This is a genomic window from Crystallibacter permensis, assembly GCF_025960875.1.
Lineage (GTDB): Bacteria > Actinomycetota > Actinomycetes > Actinomycetales > Micrococcaceae > Crystallibacter > Crystallibacter permensis.
On the sequence record NZ_JAODLR010000021.1, the window covers coordinates 24,929 to 41,350 of the forward strand.

The following is a 16,422-nucleotide window of genomic DNA, read 5'->3' on the forward strand; positions in this document are numbered from 1 at the left end:
CGCGCTCAGCCACCGGAGTGTTCTGCTACCGCTTCGCTCTTCGGCTGCCTGGAATCGACAACCTTTAACCCGATCACGCAGCCGATGATCCCGAGGAGGAAAAGAACCTTCAGCAGCCCCGCGGCCTCACCGGTAAATGCCACCGCATAGGCAACGGTCAGCACCGCACCCGTACCTGTCCAGACGGCGTAAGCCGTACCGATCGGGATCCCCCGCATGGCATAGCCCAGACCCACCATGCTCAGGGACAGGGCGATAAAGAACAGCACCGTCGGTCCCGTCCGCGAAAGCCCCTCCGACGCGCCGAGGGCGGTTGCCCAGACAGCCTCAAGAACCGCGCTGATAAGCAAGATAGTCCAATACATGGCTCAACCCACCGCCTTCAGGCCTACCACGCAGCCGATAATGCCCAGCAACAGCAGCACCTTCGCCCACGAAACCGCCTCGCCGCCGAAGGCCATCGAGTAGGCGGCCGTGAGCACGGCCCCCACTCCGACCCAGACCGCGTAAGCGGTACCGACCGGGATCGCCGTCATCGCGTAGGCCAGACCGGCCATGCTCACGGTCATCGCCACGAAAAACGTGACCGTCGGCCACAGTCGCCGGAAGTTCTTGGAGAGCCCCAGCGCCGTCGCCCACACCGCTTCGAGCACACCGGACAGGATCAGTATTACCCATTCCATCGGAAATCCTTTGGCCAGTCTTGTCGCTCACCGGGTACTGATCCGTCGTCCGGAGACCTGCAGTTTCGAGGTCTTGTTAAGAAGATATCAACGTACGACGGCGGTGGGTGGGTTTGGTCGCCAACCTCACCACCAGAAGCGGCCAACCTTGCCCGAAGGAGCGGCACGCGTGGCACGATGGACAAATGGAGAACCCGGAGCCGCCGGACAGCCACCGGCTCAACGCCGGTGCGCCGACGGAAGCCGACATCGATCAATACCGCCTGCTCAGCGCCAATGCTGCCGCCGGCGTCGGTGTTGTCTCCACCAGTTGGCGCGGGCGGGACTACGCTGCCACGGTCACCGGCCATCTGTCGGTCTCCTACGATCCGCCCACCATGCTGGTCAGTCTTTACGGTGAGTCCCGCATCGCCGAGGCAGTTACCGGTAGCGGGATGTGGGCACTGAGCCTGCTCACCGGCAGCCAGCGCGGTATCGCGAATTGGCTGGCCAGTCCCGGGACACCGCTGGAGGGGCTGCTGACCCAGGTCCCGTACCGGCGCGGGGCCGCCTCGGGCGCCGTCATCGTCGATCACGCCCTGGCCCATTTCGAACTACGGACCACGCAGATCCACCCAGCCGCGACGCACCTGCTGGTCGTCGGCGAAGTGCTCGCGATGGGCTCCGCCGCATCGGGTGCGGATGAACTCGACCCGCTTGTCCATTTCGGTTCCGCCTACTACCGGCTGGACCGCTGATAACAGAGGATCAGGTGATCATGACCGCAGCGAGCAGCACAGGAAGTCCCCGGGACAACCGCAAGTTCCCGCCGCCGGACAGCGACCGCAAGCCCGGTTCCCCCACCGACCTGACCAAGCCCGCCTGGGGCTACATCGTCAAGCGCACCATCCGTGAGTTCAGCTCGGACCGCTGCACCGATCTGGCGGCAGCCATGACCTACTTTGCAGTCTTGTCCGTCTTCCCCGGGCTGCTCGCCGTCGTCTCGCTGCTCGGCGTCGTCGGCCAGGGGGAAGCCACAACCCGGGCCATCATCGAGATGCTGGAACGGCTGGGTGCGCCAGAAAACGCCGTCGGCCTTATCGAAGGGCCGATTAATCAGCTCACCACATCCACCGCGGCCGGGCTGACGTTGGCCGTTGGTGTCATCGGTGCTGTCTGGACGGCGTCCGGCTATGTGCGGTCCTTCGGCCGGGCCATGAACAACATTTATGAGGTGCCCGAGGGCCGGCCGATCTGGAAGCTCTACCCGATCATGCTGGGCATAACACTCTCGCTGATCATCGCCGTGGTCCTGATGATGCTGCTCTTCCTGCTCTCCGGCCAGGTGGCCGAAACCATCGGCAGCATGATCGGCCTCGGCGATACAGCACTCCTCACCTGGAACATCGCCAAGTGGCCGCTGATGGTGCTGCTGCTGGTAGTCATGATCGCTTTGTTGTACTACGCGACGCCGAATGTGCAGCAACCCAAATTCCGGTGGATCAGTATCGGGGCTTTCGTCGCCATCCTCGTTATGGCCGCGGCTACCGCAGGTTTCGGTTTCTACGTCTCAAACTTCGGCAGCTACAACGCGACCTATGGCACCATCGGCGGCGTGATCGTGCTGCTGTTGTGGATTTGGATCATGAATGTGGTCCTGCTCTTCGGCGCGGAGCTGGATGCGGAAATAGAACGCGGCCGCCAGTTGCAGGCGGGTATCGAAGCGGAGGAAAAATTGCGCCTGCCCCCGCGGGACACTCGCCAAACCCTGAGGCTCCGTGACAAGGAACTCGAGCTGGTCAACGACGGCCGCGAACTACGGCATATCCATTCACACACTAATTACCGGGAGGGCTGAACTTCTTCGGCTACCTCGTCCTTGGCGTCGCGGGCATCGAGCTCGACCCGCAGTTCTTCGCTTCGGAATTCGGTTTCCGGATCCGGTGATCCCAGCTGCAGGTATTCCCGTTCCACTTGGCGCAGAATGCGGCTGTTGAGAATTTCCAACTCCGAATCCGGCACTTTGCTAAGGTCCTGCGGAAAGCCTTCCTCTGGGGGAAGGAGGCGCTTCGGGGCCATGGTTCACTCCAATAATTTTCAAGAGAGCCACAGGCTGTTGCTTAACCTGAATTCTGAAAGTAGCAGAAGCAGAAGAACTCCACAATGATTCTGAGTGCGGGTTGACCTACCCGCCAGAAACATTTAGTCTGCACGCCCGCACCGATGCTTTGAAGCGCAGCTCCCCGCTGCGAGCGGGAATTTCAATGAATCCTTGCATCAGCAACTCCGTTCGGTCCCGGCTCGGAACTCGCAAGCCATAACGACGGAATAACAATATGACTGCGGACGGCGGCCATTCTCAGCCAGATTTCGCCGCACAGAAAGCCGTGTAGGAAAGCGTCATCGGGATCAGAACGGCGGCGGGTGCGCTTCTTCGTGGGACAGCAGAGGAAGTTGCTTCAGCGCGATCAAATTGGCCGGTTGAAACGGATCCTGAGGATCAGGCTGTGGCGGCTCCTGCTCCGCAAGTTGGCGAAGATCGTGCGCCCGGCTCCCCTGCCCGCTTCCCGGACGGAACCCTTGGTGGTCCGACCGCGCGCTTGATCGCCTGCTTGCCAGTGGAATCAGCGGGCCGATTGGCTCCGGGGTATCGAGATATCGGTGCCCGGTAGGGGCCACCCATTCCAGCACACCGCCGTCCAGCTGCCGGCATTTCCAACCGGCCAAGTGCTTCAGGTCATGGTGCAGTTTGCAGAGACAAGCGAGATTGAGCAGCCATGACAAGCCCCCGTCTTCCCACGCCACCGTGTGATCCGTTTCGCAGCTTGCGGCCGGCCGGTCGCAGTTGGGGAATCGGCAGCGCTTGTCCCGGAACTGGACCCAACGCTTGACTGCCTTGGGTGGGATGCGTTTCTTCGCCGCAGCGCGGACGAATTTGCCATCATCCGAGACAAGGACCGGCAGCCAGCTTTTGGCGAATCCGGCCAGTTCCCGGGCCAGCGACGGTGGGAGCGGGCCATACCCGGCCAAGTCGGCCGGTGCCTCGGACAGACCGAGCAAGGTTTCCAGAGAAACCGTGACGCTCAGGCCGGTGATGTTGATGGTCCCGCATGATCCGGATTTGGTCGTTCCGGCTTTCCCCGTCGGTACCGGCTCGTCGCTGGCCGGCTGTTGTTCGGGGGCTTCTAGCGGCATAGCCTCCGGGTTGAGCAGCATCTCGCAGAATACGTCCGCCCGCAACTGGGGCAGCGTCCGGGATTCCTCCGGGCCCTGCAGCGCACGGGCGCCGGCCTCGACGCGGTCCTGGATCATCGCTGCGGAATGTGCCGGAATCCGTGCGTAGCAGTCAGCCATACCGTCCGGCTGCGGCACGAAGAACACTTCGCGTTCGGCTGCAGCCCGGTGAAAGCGGATTTCCAGTGGCTCAGGGTGAAGCGCATCCCGATGCTTTTCGGCGAACTTCGCCAGCCTGCCCCGTGTCAGAGAAGGCGCTTTCGGCAGCACTGCTGCTTCAAAATCGGCCAGCACGGCGTCGGGCAGACTGGTTGCAGCCCGCGCAATCGCTGTGGCCCGCTGCTGATCCAGCCGGCCGGCCTGCATGGCATCTGCCGTGCCGGGCAGGAAATCATGAATGAATTTGGCTTCCTTGAGGGCTTTACGGGCCGACTGGTTCGGCATGGCCAGGGCGGCTGCAATTTCCCCCGCGGCGAATTTGGAAATGCCTTCCTCCCCAGGGCCATCAAGCTGCGGCCTCAGTTCCGCAAAGCGGTTAAGGCCGGCCGATTGCAGGGAGTCCGTCCAAGCGCGATGCCTCGCGGCAGCCTTCAGGAACTCGATGGCATCGTCGTCGTCGAGTGAGTCCGGATCGATCGAAGCCAGCAGTTCCCCCAGCTTGGCCGGCGGCAGAATCTCCCAGCTGCCGACGAGCCGTTCCACCGCGGATTGGCTGTTGATCATGGCCTCCACGGCCGCTTCCGCGAGAGCCTTGTAGAGGCCGCGCTCCAGCACGGAACCCCGGGGTTTGTCCGAAGGCAACTCGGTCCGCATCGCGTTGTCCGTGCTCATGGTCTTACGCTATCCGCTGCCTCTGACACTATCCGGGCAAGGAAGCCCCAGGAACGCATCGGCGAAGTTCAGCGAGAGCAGCTGAACGCGGACGACGCCGGCGTCATCCTTTCCGCCATTCTCCACTGGTGATATGGGAGCCGGCCTGCGGTCCCATTTGCAGCATGCCGCCGTCCACCGCCCAGGAAGCCCCGGTTACGTAGCTGGCTTCCTGGGATGCGAGGAACCCAATCACTGCCGCTACTTCCCGGGCGTCCCCGGGCCTGCCCAACGGGATGCCCGGGCGGTCCTTCGCCCGGGGATCTTCGTCCGTCTGCCCCGTCATGGGCGTAGCGATCTCCCCGGGTGCAACGGCGTTCGCGGTGACGCGGTGCTCGCCCAGCTCCAGCGCCATGGTTTTTATCAGCCCGCCCAAACCGTGTTTTGCGGCGTCGTAGGCAGCGGACCCCACGCGCGGCTGGTGTTCATGCACGCTGGTCACGGCAATGATCCGCCCGCCATTACCCGCCGAAACCATCCGCCGGGCTGCCCGCTGCATGCAGACGAATGCGCCGTCGAGGTCGGTGGCCACTACCTGGCGCCAGGTCTCGTAGCTGGTATCCAGGAACGGTTCGCTGGCTCCGGTGCCCGCATTGTTGACGAAGACGTCAAGCCCGCCCAGCTCCTCCGCGAGACTATCGACGACGTCGCCGCAATCAGGCAACTCGGTGGCATCCAGCCGGGCAACGGCGGCCCGCCGTCCCCAGGCGCGGACCTCCGCAGCGGTGTCCTCCGCGCCTGCTTCGTCCCGGTGCCAGGTCACGCCGATGTCCAGGCCGGCTTCCGCGAGGGCGACGGCGGTTGCGCGCCCGATGCCTGAATCCGAGCCGGTCACGATTGCTGTTCTGGGTTTGAACTCGCTCATACGCCCATTGTTTCCATGCCCTCGCCGAAGGCACTACCCCTTCCCGGAAAATGGCTAGGTGGCGCAGATCATAGGACGTTTGCGCGCGATATGAAAACATGGACTATGCGTCCAATGCAACACTCCAGCAAGCTCCAGAACGTCCGGTATGAATTGCGCGGGCCCATCCTGCATGCGGCCAAGAAGATGGAAGCCGAAGGGCAGCGTATTCTGCGCATGAACCTTGGTGACCCTGCGCCGTTCGGGCTGGAAGCGCCGGAGTCGATTGTCGTGGACATGATCCACCATTTGCGCGAGGCCCAGGGCTACAGCGATTCCAAGGGCATCTTTTCGGCCCGCACGGCCATTTCGCAGTACTACCAAACCAAAGGCCTGATGCAGATCGGCGTCGAGGATATCTTCATCGGCAACGGCGTCAGCGAACTGATCTCCATGACGTTGCAGGCTTTCCTGGAAAACGGGGACGAGATCCTCATCCCCGCCCCGGACTACCCGCTCTGGACGGCATCCGTCACTCTTAGCGGCGGCGAGGCCGTCCATTACCTCTGCGATGAAGACAACAACTGGTGGCCGGATATGGCGGATCTGGAAGCGAAGATCACGGAGCGCACCCGCGGCATCGTCATTATCAATCCGAACAACCCCACCGGTGCCGTCTACCCGCGGCACATCATGGAGCAGTTCGTCGAGCTGGCGCGGAAGTACGACCTGGTGCTTTTCTCGGACGAGATCTACGAAAAGATCACCTACGAAGACGCGGTCCATATCCATACGGCTTCGGTAGCCGACGACGTTGCCGTCCTGACCTTCAGCGGCCTGTCCAAGGCGTACCGGATGCCTGGCTACCGCGCCGGCTGGGTGGCCATCACCGGCCCGCGCGCCGCCACTGCCGCGTACCGCGAGTCGCTGGAACTGCTGGCTTCGCTGCGGTTGTGCGCCAACGTTCCCGCCCAGCACGCCATCCAGACCTCACTGGGCGGCTACCAAAGCATTAACGATCTGGTGCGGACCGGCGGGCGGCTGCGTGAGCAGCGGGACCGGGCCTGCGAGCTGCTCAACGCGATACCCGGAGTGAGCTGCGTTCCCGCCGCCGGTGCGATGTATCTGTTCCCGAAGCTGGATCCGGAGATCTACCCCTTCGGCAGTGATGAACAGTTCGTCCTGGACCTGCTGGAGGAACAGAAAATCCTGGTCTCGCACGGCACCGCCTTCCACTGGCCAACCCCGGACCATTTCCGGTTCGTCATCCTGCCCTCGGTGAATGAAATCGAAGAAGCAGTGCGCCGCATTTCCTCGTTCCTGGCCCTTTACCGCAAGAAGGCGGCAGCCGCTGCACAGACCGCCACGGCACAGTTGTCGCTGACGGCCATGGCCCAAGCGCAGTCGCAGGTCCAGGCGCAGGCACAGGCAAGGGCGGCCGCCAGCAAACGCCCGGCATAGCAGCTGGACGCGGCGTACTCCCGTAAGGGGCAACGGCAACTGGGCGCCCCACGCTTCCCCACACTTCCCCCAAGATGCAACTGGTAGGCTTCGGCTCACTACCAAATGTGCCTTGGGGGAAATGTGCGCAGAAGTTTTGTACTGGCCCCAACCTCTACTCACGGAGGCAATGATGCCCGTTGTCCGTCATAATCCCGCCGCGTCGCAGTTCGACATCTATGACAACGGCGTGGTGGCCGGCTACCTCAGGTATCGCATGGAGGGCAGCGAGATCTGGTTCCTGACGACAACGATCATGCCGCGCTACCAGGGCAAGGACTTCGAGACCGAGCTCATCCGCAGCGTGCTCGACGACGCGCACCATCGCAGGTTGGGCGTCCTCCCGTTCTGTCCCGAAGTGCGAAAGTTCATCGCCGGCAATCCGCAGTACCTCCAACTGGTTCCGCCGGCCCAGTTAGGCAGCTTCAAACTGGGTCCTGCCAGCGCACCAACAACGTAGCTGTCCAGCGACGGCTTGCCAGTGCAGACCTGCAGGTTCAAGGCAGCTCAGAGCCACTTCAAACGCTTGAACACAAAATAAAGCCCGACGCCGATGGCCACCATGAGCGCAATCGCGAAGGGATAGCCGAAGGCCCATGCGAGCTCCGGCATGTAGTCAAAGTTCATGCCGTAGACGGCACCCACCAGGGTCGGGGCGAAGAGGATGGCGGCCCAGGACGAGATCCGCTTGACCTCCTCGTTCTGCGCCAGGCTGGTCTCCGTCAGCCGGGTCATCTCCTCGTTCTGCCGCTGCGCCACGAGAGTGGAATGAACGCTCAGGGCATTCTGGAGCAGGGCGCGGAAGGCGTTGACGCGGTCCACCACGCGGATGACATGGTCATGGACGTCGCGCAGCCGCTGCTGCAGTTCGAGTTCCACGTCGTACTTTTCGGATCCGCGCTCCAGCGACTCGAGCATCTGGTCCAGCGGCTGGGTGGCCCGTTGGAATTCGATTACTTCGCGGTGTAGTTCGTAGATCCGCCGTGTAACGTCCGGGTTCCCGCCGAAGAGGTCGTCTTCGATCTCATCGATGTCGTTTTCCAGGCCAGCCACCACCGGCGCATATTCATCCACAACCTGATCCAGGATCGCGTACAAAACTGCCTGCGTACCTTTGGCGAGAAGTTCCGGGCTGGCTTCCATCCGCCGTCGTACTTTGGCCAGTCCCGGCGATTCGGCATGGCGGACGGTGACCACAAAGTCCGGGCCCACGAAGATGTGCAGCTCGCCGAACTCCACTTTCTCCACGTCGTCGAGGTAGCGGGCCGGGCGGAGCACCATAAAGAGGGTGGTGCCGTAGCGTTCCAGCTTGGCGCGCTGATGCCCGGACAGCGCGTCCTCCACGGACAGCTCGTGCAGGTCGAACTCGCGGGCAACGGTGCGGATATCCTCGGCGTTCGGCCGGTACAAACCGATCCAGGCCATGCCCTGGTGCTCCCGCAGCAGCTCGAACGTCTCGTCCAGGCTTCCCGGGCTCGCCGTGCGGTGGCCCTCCACATATACCGCATTGTCCACCAATGACATCCGCTGTCCCTTCTTCAGGTGCCTTGTCGCCCGCCGGGGCGGTTGGAACCATGCCAATCTACCGCGTCGGCGCCCGCGCAAGGACATCAGGTAAATTCCGAATGAATTCCTGCCCGTGCCCATAGCGCGGCGCCGCTCCCGTCAGCGAAGGTGGGGAGGGCAACACATCCAACCCGCACGGAGGCACCAATGGATTCGGCCCGCATTGAAGACTGGGACCTGCTCCCGGGGACCCTCGTGGAAGTCCGCCTGCGTGGCGGTACAGTGCGTGCCGGAAGGGTGGACGCTGTCTCGCTCGAGGCCGAAGTCCTGTGGCTGGCCAATGACGGGGCGCATCCCCGGCAGCTCTTCGAGAAGGCCGAAGGGTACGAAGTTTGGCTCTGCGGCGGGGATGAAGACAGCCCCGGTCTTCCCGAGCGCGAGCTGCAGGTCTAGCGTTATCCCATGGACTGGAAACTTGAGCTAGTTGCCGTACCCGTCAGCGATGTTGATCGGGCGAAGAAGTTCTACGTTGAGCAGGTCGGATTCAACGCGGACCACGACCACCGGGTCAGTGAAGACCTGCGTTTCGTCCAGCTCACGCCGAAGGGTTCGGCCTGCTCCATCGTGATGGGAACGGGCATCACGGACATGGCTCCGGGCTCACAGAAGGGGTTGCAGATCGTGGTCGACGACGCCGCAGCCGCCCGGGATGAACTGCGCGGACGCGGGGTCGAGACGAGCGACGTGGACGTGCAGCCGTGGGGCCACTTCGTCTACTTCAGCGATCCGGACGGCAATACGTGGGCGCTGCAGCAGATGCCGCCGCGGGATAGGGCATAAGAGTACGACGGCGGGACGCGCCAGGGCTGCCGGCTGCGGTTGGCACGGTCCGGCCAGCGTCAGCTCTGCTCCAGCTCCCGCGCCTGCCGCAGCCAGTCCGCGAACAGCTGTTCGTCCACATATTGTTCGGAGGCGAGCTTCACGGACGCCATCTGCCGGGATCCTGCCTCGAGTTTGCCTGACGGGTCGGTGATCTGCTGGCCCTTCCAGAGCCCGAAGGTCACATACTTCGAATAGGCCTTAAGCAGCGCGACTGGTTCGCCGTCCATGAACCACACCGGGTGGCCGTGCCACATCCGGGACTCCGCCTCCGGCAGGCCCGCATCGATGACCCTCCGGGCCTTGGCCGCAGCTTCCTTCAGTCCCTCGTCCAAACCGCCGATGTACTCGTCGATGGTGTCAGCCACTTTGGGGTCCCCGCTTTTCTGTGTCCGGAGCGATCCGGCCCGTGCCGGCTGTTCGGATAAAGACTCTTACCCCTGCCAGCAGGTGTCAAGGACAGGGGCAACCTACCGGACGAAGAAAAGGAAAAGAAAAAGTGGAGCAGCGGGAATAAACCCGCCTCTCCTGCTGGTTGTCAAATATTGAGACTGCAAACCGGTCCCGTGAGTACAGCCTCGTGCCGGCAGAGTTTCTGCGGTGAATGTCATTCCCGCACTTTGCCGCGGCTTTCCTCGAGACCGGCCGGTTTGCCTGCTTGTTGCGCTACCCCCACTTAGCCGGGGCCCGGTGTCCTTTGTGACGCCGCTGGTCGCTGGTGCTGCTGCCCTATTTACCGATCGATACAGGAGGTCTTATGACACTACCGACCATCACTGCCACCCCCACCAGGATCCGGAATCTCGGTGCGCTGCGCCGCGGTGACGCCATTGAAGCAAGGATCCAGAACGACGTTCAGTACCGCGGGCGGGTTGTCCGCACCGCACCCGGCGTCGGCTTGGTGTGGATCCGCGAGGACGACGGCGGCGACCGCCGCACGGTCAGTCAGTCCGATTATTCAATTTGGCGGGTTCCCGAGGTCGCATAGGCGCGGCTTCCACCCGTAGAAAAAGGTCCCCGTGGCCGGCTGTGAGAACAGCCAAGCCACCGGGACCTTTGTTGTTTCAGCGACGGGAAGACGGGCTGCCTGGCGATGGCAAGCCCAAACCTGCTATCGCGCCGAAACCACTATCGGCTCCTCCCGCAGGTCCTTGCCCTTGGTCTCCGGGATGGTGAAGATGAACGCCACGCTGACCAGCAGCAGGGTCACGGTGTAGAACGCGAAGGCGTTGGGGCCGGCGTTGGCGGTCAGCCAGCTGTTCAGGTACGGGGCCGTACCGCCGAAGATGGCCACGCAGATGGAGTAAGGAACACCGACGCCGATGGTGCGGATACTGGTGGGGAACAGTTCGGCGTAGACGGCCGGGACAATGGCCGCGCTGCCCGCAATGAAGACCAGCATGACGGACATGGACACCACAAGCTGCCACGGCGAGTCCTGCAGCAGCCAGGTCATCGGGAAATGCATGGTGGCCGCTCCGATGGAGCTGATCCACAGCACCGGCTTACGGCCGATCTTGTCGGAGACCTTGCCCCAGATGGGAAGCGCGATCAGGAAGACAATGTTGGCGATGACTCCGGACCACAAGGCTGCGCCGCGGTCCATGCCCAGGCTCGTCGACGCGTACGTCGGGGCGACAATGCCCCAAGTGTAGTAAACAACGGTCAGGCCGACGGTGAGACCGATGACCTGCAGCGCCTGTTTGCGGTAACGGACGATCTGCGGCCACATCGGCTCGCGCTTCTCCTGCGTGGTCTCCTGCTCGAAGAGGTCGGTTTCCTTCATCCGGGTCCGCATGACCAGGCCGTAGAGACCGAGTGCTGCGCCAAGCAGGAACGGGATGCGCCAGCCCCAGGCGAGCATCTGCTCGCTGTTGAGGACAAGGGTCAGCACCGCACCGAGCAGGATGCCGAAGAGGGTGCCCACCGTGCCGGAGGTGTAGATCAAGGTCGCCCAGAAGCCGCGCTTTTCCTTCGGCGCCATCTCCGAGAGATAGGTCTGCGAGGACGGCAGTTCGCCGCCATGCGCCAGGCCCTGGATCAGCCTGGCGACCAGCAGGGTCACGGAGGCAAGGGCGCCCATCGCGGCATACGTTGGAGCGATGCCGATGAGCAGGCTGCCCACCGATGCCAAGGCCACTGCCAGCGTCATGGAGTACTTGCGGCCGATGCGGTCTCCCAACCAGCCGAAGACGAATCCGCCAAGGGGCCGGGCGAGGAAGCCCACGGCGAAAATCGCCAGGGTCGCCAGCACGGCGGAGGCCGGATCCTCATTATTGAAGAGCTGGCCGGCGAAGAACGGGGCGAAGGTCGCGTAGACGGCCCAGTCGTACCATTCGATGGCATTGCCGACGCCGGTGCCGAGGAGGGTCCGGCGCGCACTGACCACCGGCTGCGGCGGCAGGTGCTTGGCCGGGTGCCCGGGATGGGCCGGGTTGGTTTTCGCGTTCGTTGTCATGGGTGGCTCCTGGGGAAGGACGGTCGGGAGGGGTTCTTGGTTTGTCAGCGGGTCCGGCCGGCGGCGAGCTCGGCGATCCGGGTCAGCGCCAGCTCGGCGTAGAGGGCGGTCCCGTCTGCCAGTACGTTGTCGTCGAAGGTGGCGAACGGCGAGTGGTTAAAGGGGGCGGCGCGGTGGTCTTCGCCGGGAGCGGCAGCCGAGAGGCAGATGAAACTGCCCGGCACCTCGGCCAGCACCCGGGAGAAGTCCTCGGAACCGCCCAGCGGCTGGGCCATCCGCGAGTACCGCTCGTCGCCGAAGAGCGAGGTGATGATCCGTTCGGCGTTGTGAGTCTCGTCCACATCCGTGACGGTCAGCGGGTATTCGGGCTGGTAGTCCACGGTAACGGCGAGTCCGTGCGCTGCGGCAATGCCCTCCAGCAGCTGCGGAACCGCCGTCATCATTTTCTCCCGCGAGGCCTCCGAGAAGGTTCGGACCGTGGCCTCGAAGCGGGCGCTTTCCGGGATGACATTCCGCTTGGTGCCGGCCTGCAGCAGCCCGACGGTGAGCACTACCGGGTCGAACATGTTGAACTGGCGGGTGATCATGACCTGCAGGGCCGTCACCATTTCGGAGACCGCGGTGACCGGATCCTTCGCACTGTGTGGGGCAGAACCGTGGCCTCCTGCGCCGTGCACCGTCACGAACAGCCCGTCCGAGGCGGACATCAGGATGTCCGGCTTGGTGAAGAACCGGGCATTGGGCTCCAGTCCAGCCATCACATGCATCCCGAAAGCTGCGTCGGGACGTTTACCGGCGGCATCCAGCACACCTTCGCGGATCATGACCCCGGCGCCGTCGCAGCCCTCCTCCCCCGGCTGGAACATCAGCACGACGTCGCCGGCCAGCTGGTGCCGGCGCTCGGCGAGCAGGGTGGCGGCACCGGCGAGCATCGCGGTGTGCAGGTCGTGGCCGCAGGCGTGCATGGCGCCGTCGATGCGGGAGCTGTAGTCCACACCGGTGGTTTCCTGGACGGGCAGGCCATCCATGTCGCCGCGCAGCAGCACCACGGGACGCTCACCAGACGCGGAACTTCCGGCACCGGCTGCTGCAGCGTCGTCGTTCCTTGCGGCGGGCTGGTCCAGGCCTGCGGTGCCGCGAAGAACCGCGGTCACGGACGTGGTGTCCTGGCCGAGGGTGATTTCAAACGGCAGGCCATGGAGGGCTTCCAGGACCTTCTCCTGCGTGCGGGGCAGGTCCAGGCCAATCTCCGGCTCCTGATGTAGCCGGTGACGCAGCCGGACGATTTCATCCTGCAGCTCACGGGCATCCGCTATGACGGTCATGGGTACCATTATTCAGTGACCGGACTCACAAGCGGCTAAAATCCAAGAAAACAACATCAAAGCTTTCCAATTCCGAAGAATCGATCACCACAGCCCCATGGATCTCAGCGACGACGACAGAGCGCTCATCAATTTGCTGCAACTGGCACCACGGATCAGCTGGACCGACGCCGCAGCGGTCCTGGACCGGCACCCGGGGACGTTGGCGGCGCATTGGCAGCGGTTGCGGGCCGGCGGTCTGGCCTGGATCACCGCGCATCTGCTAGGCGATCCGGATGAAATGACGCTCAGCTTCGTGGACGCCGACTGCGAGTTGAGCCGGCGGCAGGAAGTCGAGGACGCGCTGTGCGCCATCCCGGAAGTTGTCTCGCTGGAAGAATCCGCCCGGAACCGGGATCTTGTCCTGACCGTGGTGACGCCAAGTTGGGCGGCGTTCACGCGTACCGTCCTGCCCCAACTGGCACAGATACCCGGCCTGGTCCGCTACCAAAGCGGAGTCTGCACCGCCCTGCATACCGGCGCGGACTCCTGGGAACTGGACGCGCTCAGCCCACAGCAGCGCGCCCGCTTCCGGAAACTCCAACCGCCTCCGGGGCGCACCTTCGCGGGTCCGCCGCCGTCGTCGTACTGGCCTATTGTCCAGGAGCTGAGCCGCAACGGCCGCGCCACCGCAACGGAGGTCGCGCAGGCCATTGGGCTGCATCCGGTCACCGCGCGCCGCCAGCTCAACCGGGTGCTTGAGTCCGGCACGCTGGCCTTCCGCTGCGAGGTGGCGCAGGATTACTCCGGCTTCCCGGTCAGCTGCCAGTGGTTTGTGGACGTGCCGCCGGACCAACGGCTCCGTGCCGCGGCCGTGCTGCGGCAGATCGGGCAGCTGCGCCTGTGCGCATCCACCACCGGAACCAGCAACTTCACGTTCATCATGTGGCTGCGCTCGGCCTCCGATGTCACGGACATCGAAGCGGATTTCCTCGCCGCCGTGCCAGGTGCACGCATTGTGGAGAGTTCACTGACCGTCAAGTTCGTCAAGCGCGTGGGATGGATGCTCAACACGGACACCACGGCGACGGGCGAAGTGGTGGTGCCCCGCCCACCAGCCGGTTGAGCTGGGCGGCTGAGTTGTGCGGCTGACCGGCTGGCTAGGACGTTGGCTGGCCGGCTTTCATCCGGCTCAGGCCACCCGGCCGAGCCGACGTGCCACGTCCACGGCCGGTTCCGCCGTCGCGTCCGGAAAGCCGACGCCGGCCCACAACGACATCAGTTGCGGATCCTGTGCCTCGGTTGCCGCGGCACGGACGGCACGCGTGAGCTGGTTGACCTGCGGGTAGACCGCCGGGGCATACTTGCTGAAGCCGCGGATGAAGTCATTCTCCAGCCCGCGGGCCAGCCGCCCGGAGAAGGCCCGGGTGAGCGCGGTCGAGCTGAAACGGGCGTCGATCAGCGCGTCCTTGTAGAACTTGGCAGCGCCGGATTCCGGCGTGCGCAGGAACGCAGTGCCGGCCTGCGCCGCTACAGCCCCCAGTTCCAGCGCCCGCCCGGTTTGGGCCGGGGAGCTGATTCCGCCGGCAGCCACCAGAGGAAGGCCGACGGCGGCACGCATCTCGGGCAGCAACGTCTCCAGCGTCTGGTCATTGGGTTCGGCCCGAACGGTGAACGTCGAGCGATGTCCGCCCGCTTCCGCGGACTGCACTACCAGTACGTCGCAGCCGCGCGCCTCGGCGGCACGGGCGTCCTGCGCGTCCGTGACCATGGCCCACACGGAAATGCCGGCCCGGTGCAGTTTGTCGACCGTCTCTTCATCCGGCAGTCCGAAGGTGAACGAGACAACTGCCGGCCGCGCTTCAACCAGCAGTTCCAGCTTGCTGGCATAGTCGTCGGTGTCCTGCCAGTCCGGCTCCGGTACCGCGGCCTCCAGGAACTCGGCGAGCCGGCGCCGGTAGGCTTCAACAGCGTCGATGTCTTCGGCGGCCGGTTCCCCGGCGGTGCTCGCGGGCACGAAGAGGTTCACCCCGAATGGTTTGTCCGTCAGCGCGCGCAGGTGCGCGATCTCCTCGGCAACCTTGCCCCGCGCTTTCAGGGCGCCGGCCAGAAAACCCAGCCCGCCGGCGTCGTTCACTGCCGCGGCCAATGCAGGGGTGGACGGACCTCCCGCCATCGGGGCGGCGACGACGGGCAGTTTAAGTTCGGCTGGAGTCCACATAACCGAAGACTACCTAACCGCCGGCTGCCGCCACATCTTCGCGTACCAGTTCGGCGTTGACGGAGACGGCCACCCGGTAGGCATCCCCGGCGGCAGCGATGAGCTGGGCGGAAGGATCATTGGCGTTGCCTACGGCCCAGACCCCATCGATATCCGTCTTCCCGATTCCGTCGGTGGTGATGCAGCCGTCCTCGGCCCGGCCGCAGCCCAGCGACGACACAACCGGCGAATCGACCGCGGCATCAGGTTCGACGAACAGGGCCTGGCAACCAACGCGCTGCCCGTCTGCCAGTTCGAGCGCGGCGAGGGCATCGCCTTCAATGACCAGCCTCGTCACCTCCCCCGGCACAATCGCCACGTCCCGGGCTGCGAGCCGCCGGCGCTGGACGTCATCCGGTTCCCCGGAAGTGTGCGTGAACAGCGTGACGTGCCGGGACCATTGGCGGACCAGCAGGGCCTGCTCGAAGGAAGTATCGCCGGTGGCGAGGACGCCGAGCTTGCGGTCGCGGACCTCCCACCCGTGGCAGTAGGGGCACTGCAGCAGGTCCTTGCCCCAACGGCCGTCGGCGCCGGCCAGCTCCGGGAGTACGTCGCGCAGCCCCGTGGCCAGGATGAGATGCCGCCCGCGCACCCGGCTGCCGTCGTCGAGCACCGCGGCGCGAGCTTCGGTAATGTCCACCACGGTCCCTTCGATCAGGTCAACGCCGTAGCCGCGGACCTCCTCGCGCGCCAGACGGAGCAGCTCCGCCGGGGTGGTCCCGTCCCGGGTGAGGAAACCGTGGGCGTGCGAGGCCAGCTGATTGCGCGGAGCGCCGGCATCCACCACGGCTACCCTGCGTCGCGCGCGACCGAGCACCAGCGCTGCACTGAGGCCGGCGACACCGCCGCCGATGATGACGACGTCGTACTCCTGTTTCTGCGCAGAGGTCATGGACCAGTCTTAC

19 protein-coding genes and 1 riboswitch are annotated in these 16,422 nt (G+C 64.5%); of the genes, 8 read left to right on the plus strand and 11 right to left on the minus strand.

Features of this window, described 5'->3' with window-relative positions:
* Positions 1-5: 5 nt before the first annotated feature.
* The gene (locus B0G38_RS18815) at positions 6-365 is read right to left on the minus strand and encodes a DMT family transporter (protein WP_264670850.1); all 360 of its coding nucleotides are present in this window, start codon (positions 363-365) and stop codon (positions 6-8) included.
* 3 nt (positions 366-368) lie between these two features.
* Positions 369-683: a DMT family transporter gene (locus B0G38_RS18820; protein WP_264670851.1), complete on the minus strand. Its 315-nt coding sequence runs from the start codon at positions 681-683 to the stop codon at positions 369-371.
* 9 nt (positions 684-692) lie between these two features.
* Positions 693-760, minus strand: a riboswitch (guanidine-III (ykkC-III) riboswitch).
* Between the two features lie 108 nt (positions 761-868).
* Here B0G38_RS18820 and B0G38_RS18825 point away from each other — a divergent pair.
* Both B0G38_RS18825 and B0G38_RS18830 read left to right on the plus strand, forming a co-directional pair.
* Positions 869-1,420, plus strand: coding sequence for a flavin reductase family protein (locus B0G38_RS18825; RefSeq protein WP_264670852.1), 552 nt, complete (start codon positions 869-871; stop codon positions 1,418-1,420).
* A 20-nt stretch (positions 1,421-1,440) separates the two neighbouring features.
* The gene (locus tag B0G38_RS18830; RefSeq protein ID WP_264670853.1) at positions 1,441-2,520 is read left to right on the plus strand and encodes a YihY/virulence factor BrkB family protein; all 1,080 of its coding nucleotides are present in this window, start codon (positions 1,441-1,443) and stop codon (positions 2,518-2,520) included.
* Here B0G38_RS18830 and B0G38_RS18835 read toward each other — a convergent pair.
* From B0G38_RS18835 to B0G38_RS18845, 3 genes are all read right to left on the minus strand, one after another.
* On the minus strand, positions 2,505-2,741 hold the full coding sequence (locus tag B0G38_RS18835) for a hypothetical protein (RefSeq protein WP_264670854.1): 237 nt from the start codon (positions 2,739-2,741) through the stop codon (positions 2,505-2,507). The two genes, B0G38_RS18830 and B0G38_RS18835, sit on opposite strands and share 16 nt — an antisense overlap.
* 330 nt (positions 2,742-3,071) lie before the next feature.
* Positions 3,072-4,727: an HNH endonuclease signature motif containing protein gene (locus B0G38_RS18840; protein WP_264670855.1), complete on the minus strand. Its 1,656-nt coding sequence runs from the start codon at positions 4,725-4,727 to the stop codon at positions 3,072-3,074.
* A gap of 103 nt (positions 4,728-4,830) precedes the next feature.
* Positions 4,831-5,631: an SDR family oxidoreductase gene (locus tag B0G38_RS18845; RefSeq protein ID WP_264670856.1), complete on the minus strand. Its 801-nt coding sequence runs from the start codon at positions 5,629-5,631 to the stop codon at positions 4,831-4,833.
* 105 nt (positions 5,632-5,736) lie between these two features.
* On the opposite strand from B0G38_RS18845, the gene B0G38_RS18850 reads away from it, so the two are divergent.
* Positions 5,737-7,071 (plus strand): pyridoxal phosphate-dependent aminotransferase, encoded by a 1,335-nt coding sequence (locus B0G38_RS18850; RefSeq protein WP_319801268.1) that lies wholly within the window; start codon positions 5,737-5,739, stop codon positions 7,069-7,071.
* Positions 7,072-7,240: 169 nt separating this feature from the next.
* A complete protein-coding gene (locus B0G38_RS18855) occupies positions 7,241-7,570 on the plus strand; it encodes a GNAT family N-acetyltransferase (protein ID WP_413542093.1) in 330 nt (109 codons plus the stop codon).
* A 47-nt stretch (positions 7,571-7,617) separates the two neighbouring features.
* Here B0G38_RS18855 and B0G38_RS18860 read toward each other — a convergent pair whose 3' ends face one another.
* Positions 7,618-8,634: a magnesium and cobalt transport protein CorA gene (locus B0G38_RS18860; RefSeq protein ID WP_264670858.1), complete on the minus strand. Its 1,017-nt coding sequence runs from the start codon at positions 8,632-8,634 to the stop codon at positions 7,618-7,620.
* A gap of 189 nt (positions 8,635-8,823) precedes the next feature.
* Here B0G38_RS18860 and B0G38_RS18865 point away from each other — a divergent pair, with 189 nt between their 5' ends.
* Both B0G38_RS18865 and B0G38_RS18870 read left to right on the plus strand, forming a co-directional pair.
* Entirely contained in the window at positions 8,824-9,069 is a 246-nt protein-coding gene (locus B0G38_RS18865) for a hypothetical protein (RefSeq protein ID WP_264670859.1), read from the plus strand.
* Positions 9,070-9,078: 9 nt separating this feature from the next.
* Positions 9,079-9,456: a glyoxalase superfamily protein gene (locus B0G38_RS18870; RefSeq protein WP_264670860.1), complete on the plus strand. Its 378-nt coding sequence runs from the start codon at positions 9,079-9,081 to the stop codon at positions 9,454-9,456.
* Between the two features lie 59 nt (positions 9,457-9,515).
* On the opposite strand, the gene B0G38_RS18875 is transcribed toward B0G38_RS18870, so the two are convergent.
* Positions 9,516-9,863, minus strand: a complete 348-nt coding sequence (locus B0G38_RS18875) for a DUF1801 domain-containing protein (protein ID WP_264670861.1) — start codon at positions 9,861-9,863, stop codon at positions 9,516-9,518.
* Between the two features lie 389 nt (positions 9,864-10,252).
* Here B0G38_RS18875 and B0G38_RS18880 point away from each other — a divergent pair, with 389 nt between their 5' ends.
* Positions 10,253-10,483, plus strand: coding sequence for a hypothetical protein (locus tag B0G38_RS18880; protein ID WP_264670862.1), 231 nt, complete (start codon positions 10,253-10,255; stop codon positions 10,481-10,483).
* Between the two features lie 123 nt (positions 10,484-10,606).
* On the opposite strand, the gene B0G38_RS18885 is transcribed toward B0G38_RS18880, so the two are convergent.
* Complete coding sequence (locus B0G38_RS18885; protein WP_264670863.1) at positions 10,607-11,953, minus strand: MFS transporter; 1,347 nt, start codon at positions 11,951-11,953, stop codon at positions 10,607-10,609.
* A 44-nt stretch (positions 11,954-11,997) separates the two neighbouring features.
* Positions 11,998-13,278 carry a M20 metallopeptidase family protein gene (locus B0G38_RS18890; protein ID WP_264670864.1) on the minus strand — a complete coding sequence of 427 codons (1,281 nt, stop codon included), beginning with the start codon at positions 13,276-13,278 and terminating at the stop codon, positions 11,998-12,000.
* Positions 13,279-13,375: 97 nt separating this feature from the next.
* Between B0G38_RS18890 and B0G38_RS18895 the strand changes: the two genes are divergently transcribed.
* On the plus strand, positions 13,376-14,383 hold the full coding sequence (locus B0G38_RS18895) for an Lrp/AsnC family transcriptional regulator (protein ID WP_264670865.1): 1,008 nt from the start codon (positions 13,376-13,378) through the stop codon (positions 14,381-14,383).
* A gap of 66 nt (positions 14,384-14,449) precedes the next feature.
* Here B0G38_RS18895 and B0G38_RS18900 read toward each other — a convergent pair whose 3' ends face one another.
* Together B0G38_RS18900 and B0G38_RS18905 are read right to left on the minus strand one after the other, a co-directional pair.
* A complete protein-coding gene (locus B0G38_RS18900; RefSeq protein WP_264670866.1) occupies positions 14,450-15,478 on the minus strand; it encodes an NAD(P)H-dependent flavin oxidoreductase in 1,029 nt (342 codons plus the stop codon).
* 13 nt (positions 15,479-15,491) lie between these two features.
* Positions 15,492-16,409 carry an NAD(P)/FAD-dependent oxidoreductase gene (locus tag B0G38_RS18905; protein WP_264670867.1) on the minus strand — a complete coding sequence of 306 codons (918 nt, stop codon included), beginning with the start codon at positions 16,407-16,409 and terminating at the stop codon, positions 15,492-15,494.
* Positions 16,410-16,422 lie beyond the last annotated feature (13 nt).

What these genes read in the sequence shown, in the direction of transcription:
- B0G38_RS18885 (WP_264670863.1), bottom strand. Translation starts at nt 11,953, where the DNA reads ATGACAACGAACGCGAAAACCAACCCGGCCCATCCCGGGCACCCGGCC.
- B0G38_RS18900 (WP_264670866.1), bottom strand. Translation starts at nt 15,478, where the DNA reads ATGTGGACTCCAGCCGAACTTAAACTGCCCGTCGTCGCCGCCCCGATG.
- B0G38_RS18825 (WP_264670852.1), top strand. Translation starts at nt 869, where the DNA reads ATGGAGAACCCGGAGCCGCCGGACAGCCACCGGCTCAACGCCGGTGCG.
- B0G38_RS18850 (WP_319801268.1), top strand. Translation starts at nt 5,737, where the DNA reads ATGCGTCCAATGCAACACTCCAGCAAGCTCCAGAACGTCCGGTATGAA.
- B0G38_RS18835 (WP_264670854.1), bottom strand. Translation starts at nt 2,741, where the DNA reads ATGGCCCCGAAGCGCCTCCTTCCCCCAGAGGAAGGCTTTCCGCAGGAC.
- B0G38_RS18815 (WP_264670850.1), bottom strand. Translation starts at nt 365, where the DNA reads ATGTATTGGACTATCTTGCTTATCAGCGCGGTTCTTGAGGCTGTCTGG.
- B0G38_RS18880 (WP_264670862.1), top strand. Translation starts at nt 10,253, where the DNA reads ATGACACTACCGACCATCACTGCCACCCCCACCAGGATCCGGAATCTC.
- B0G38_RS18895 (WP_264670865.1), top strand. Translation starts at nt 13,376, where the DNA reads ATGGATCTCAGCGACGACGACAGAGCGCTCATCAATTTGCTGCAACTG.
- B0G38_RS18860 (WP_264670858.1), bottom strand. Translation starts at nt 8,634, where the DNA reads ATGTCATTGGTGGACAATGCGGTATATGTGGAGGGCCACCGCACGGCG.
- B0G38_RS18855 (WP_413542093.1), top strand. Translation starts at nt 7,241, where the DNA reads ATGATGCCCGTTGTCCGTCATAATCCCGCCGCGTCGCAGTTCGACATC.
- B0G38_RS18905 (WP_264670867.1), bottom strand. Translation starts at nt 16,409, where the DNA reads ATGACCTCTGCGCAGAAACAGGAGTACGACGTCGTCATCATCGGCGGC.
- B0G38_RS18840 (WP_264670855.1), bottom strand. Translation starts at nt 4,727, where the DNA reads ATGAGCACGGACAACGCGATGCGGACCGAGTTGCCTTCGGACAAACCC.
- B0G38_RS18870 (WP_264670860.1), top strand. Translation starts at nt 9,079, where the DNA reads ATGGACTGGAAACTTGAGCTAGTTGCCGTACCCGTCAGCGATGTTGAT.
- B0G38_RS18830 (WP_264670853.1), top strand. Translation starts at nt 1,441, where the DNA reads ATGACCGCAGCGAGCAGCACAGGAAGTCCCCGGGACAACCGCAAGTTC.
- B0G38_RS18845 (WP_264670856.1), bottom strand. Translation starts at nt 5,631, where the DNA reads ATGAGCGAGTTCAAACCCAGAACAGCAATCGTGACCGGCTCGGATTCA.
- B0G38_RS18820 (WP_264670851.1), bottom strand. Translation starts at nt 683, where the DNA reads ATGGAATGGGTAATACTGATCCTGTCCGGTGTGCTCGAAGCGGTGTGG.
- B0G38_RS18865 (WP_264670859.1), top strand. Translation starts at nt 8,824, where the DNA reads ATGGATTCGGCCCGCATTGAAGACTGGGACCTGCTCCCGGGGACCCTC.
- B0G38_RS18890 (WP_264670864.1), bottom strand. Translation starts at nt 13,278, where the DNA reads ATGACCGTCATAGCGGATGCCCGTGAGCTGCAGGATGAAATCGTCCGG.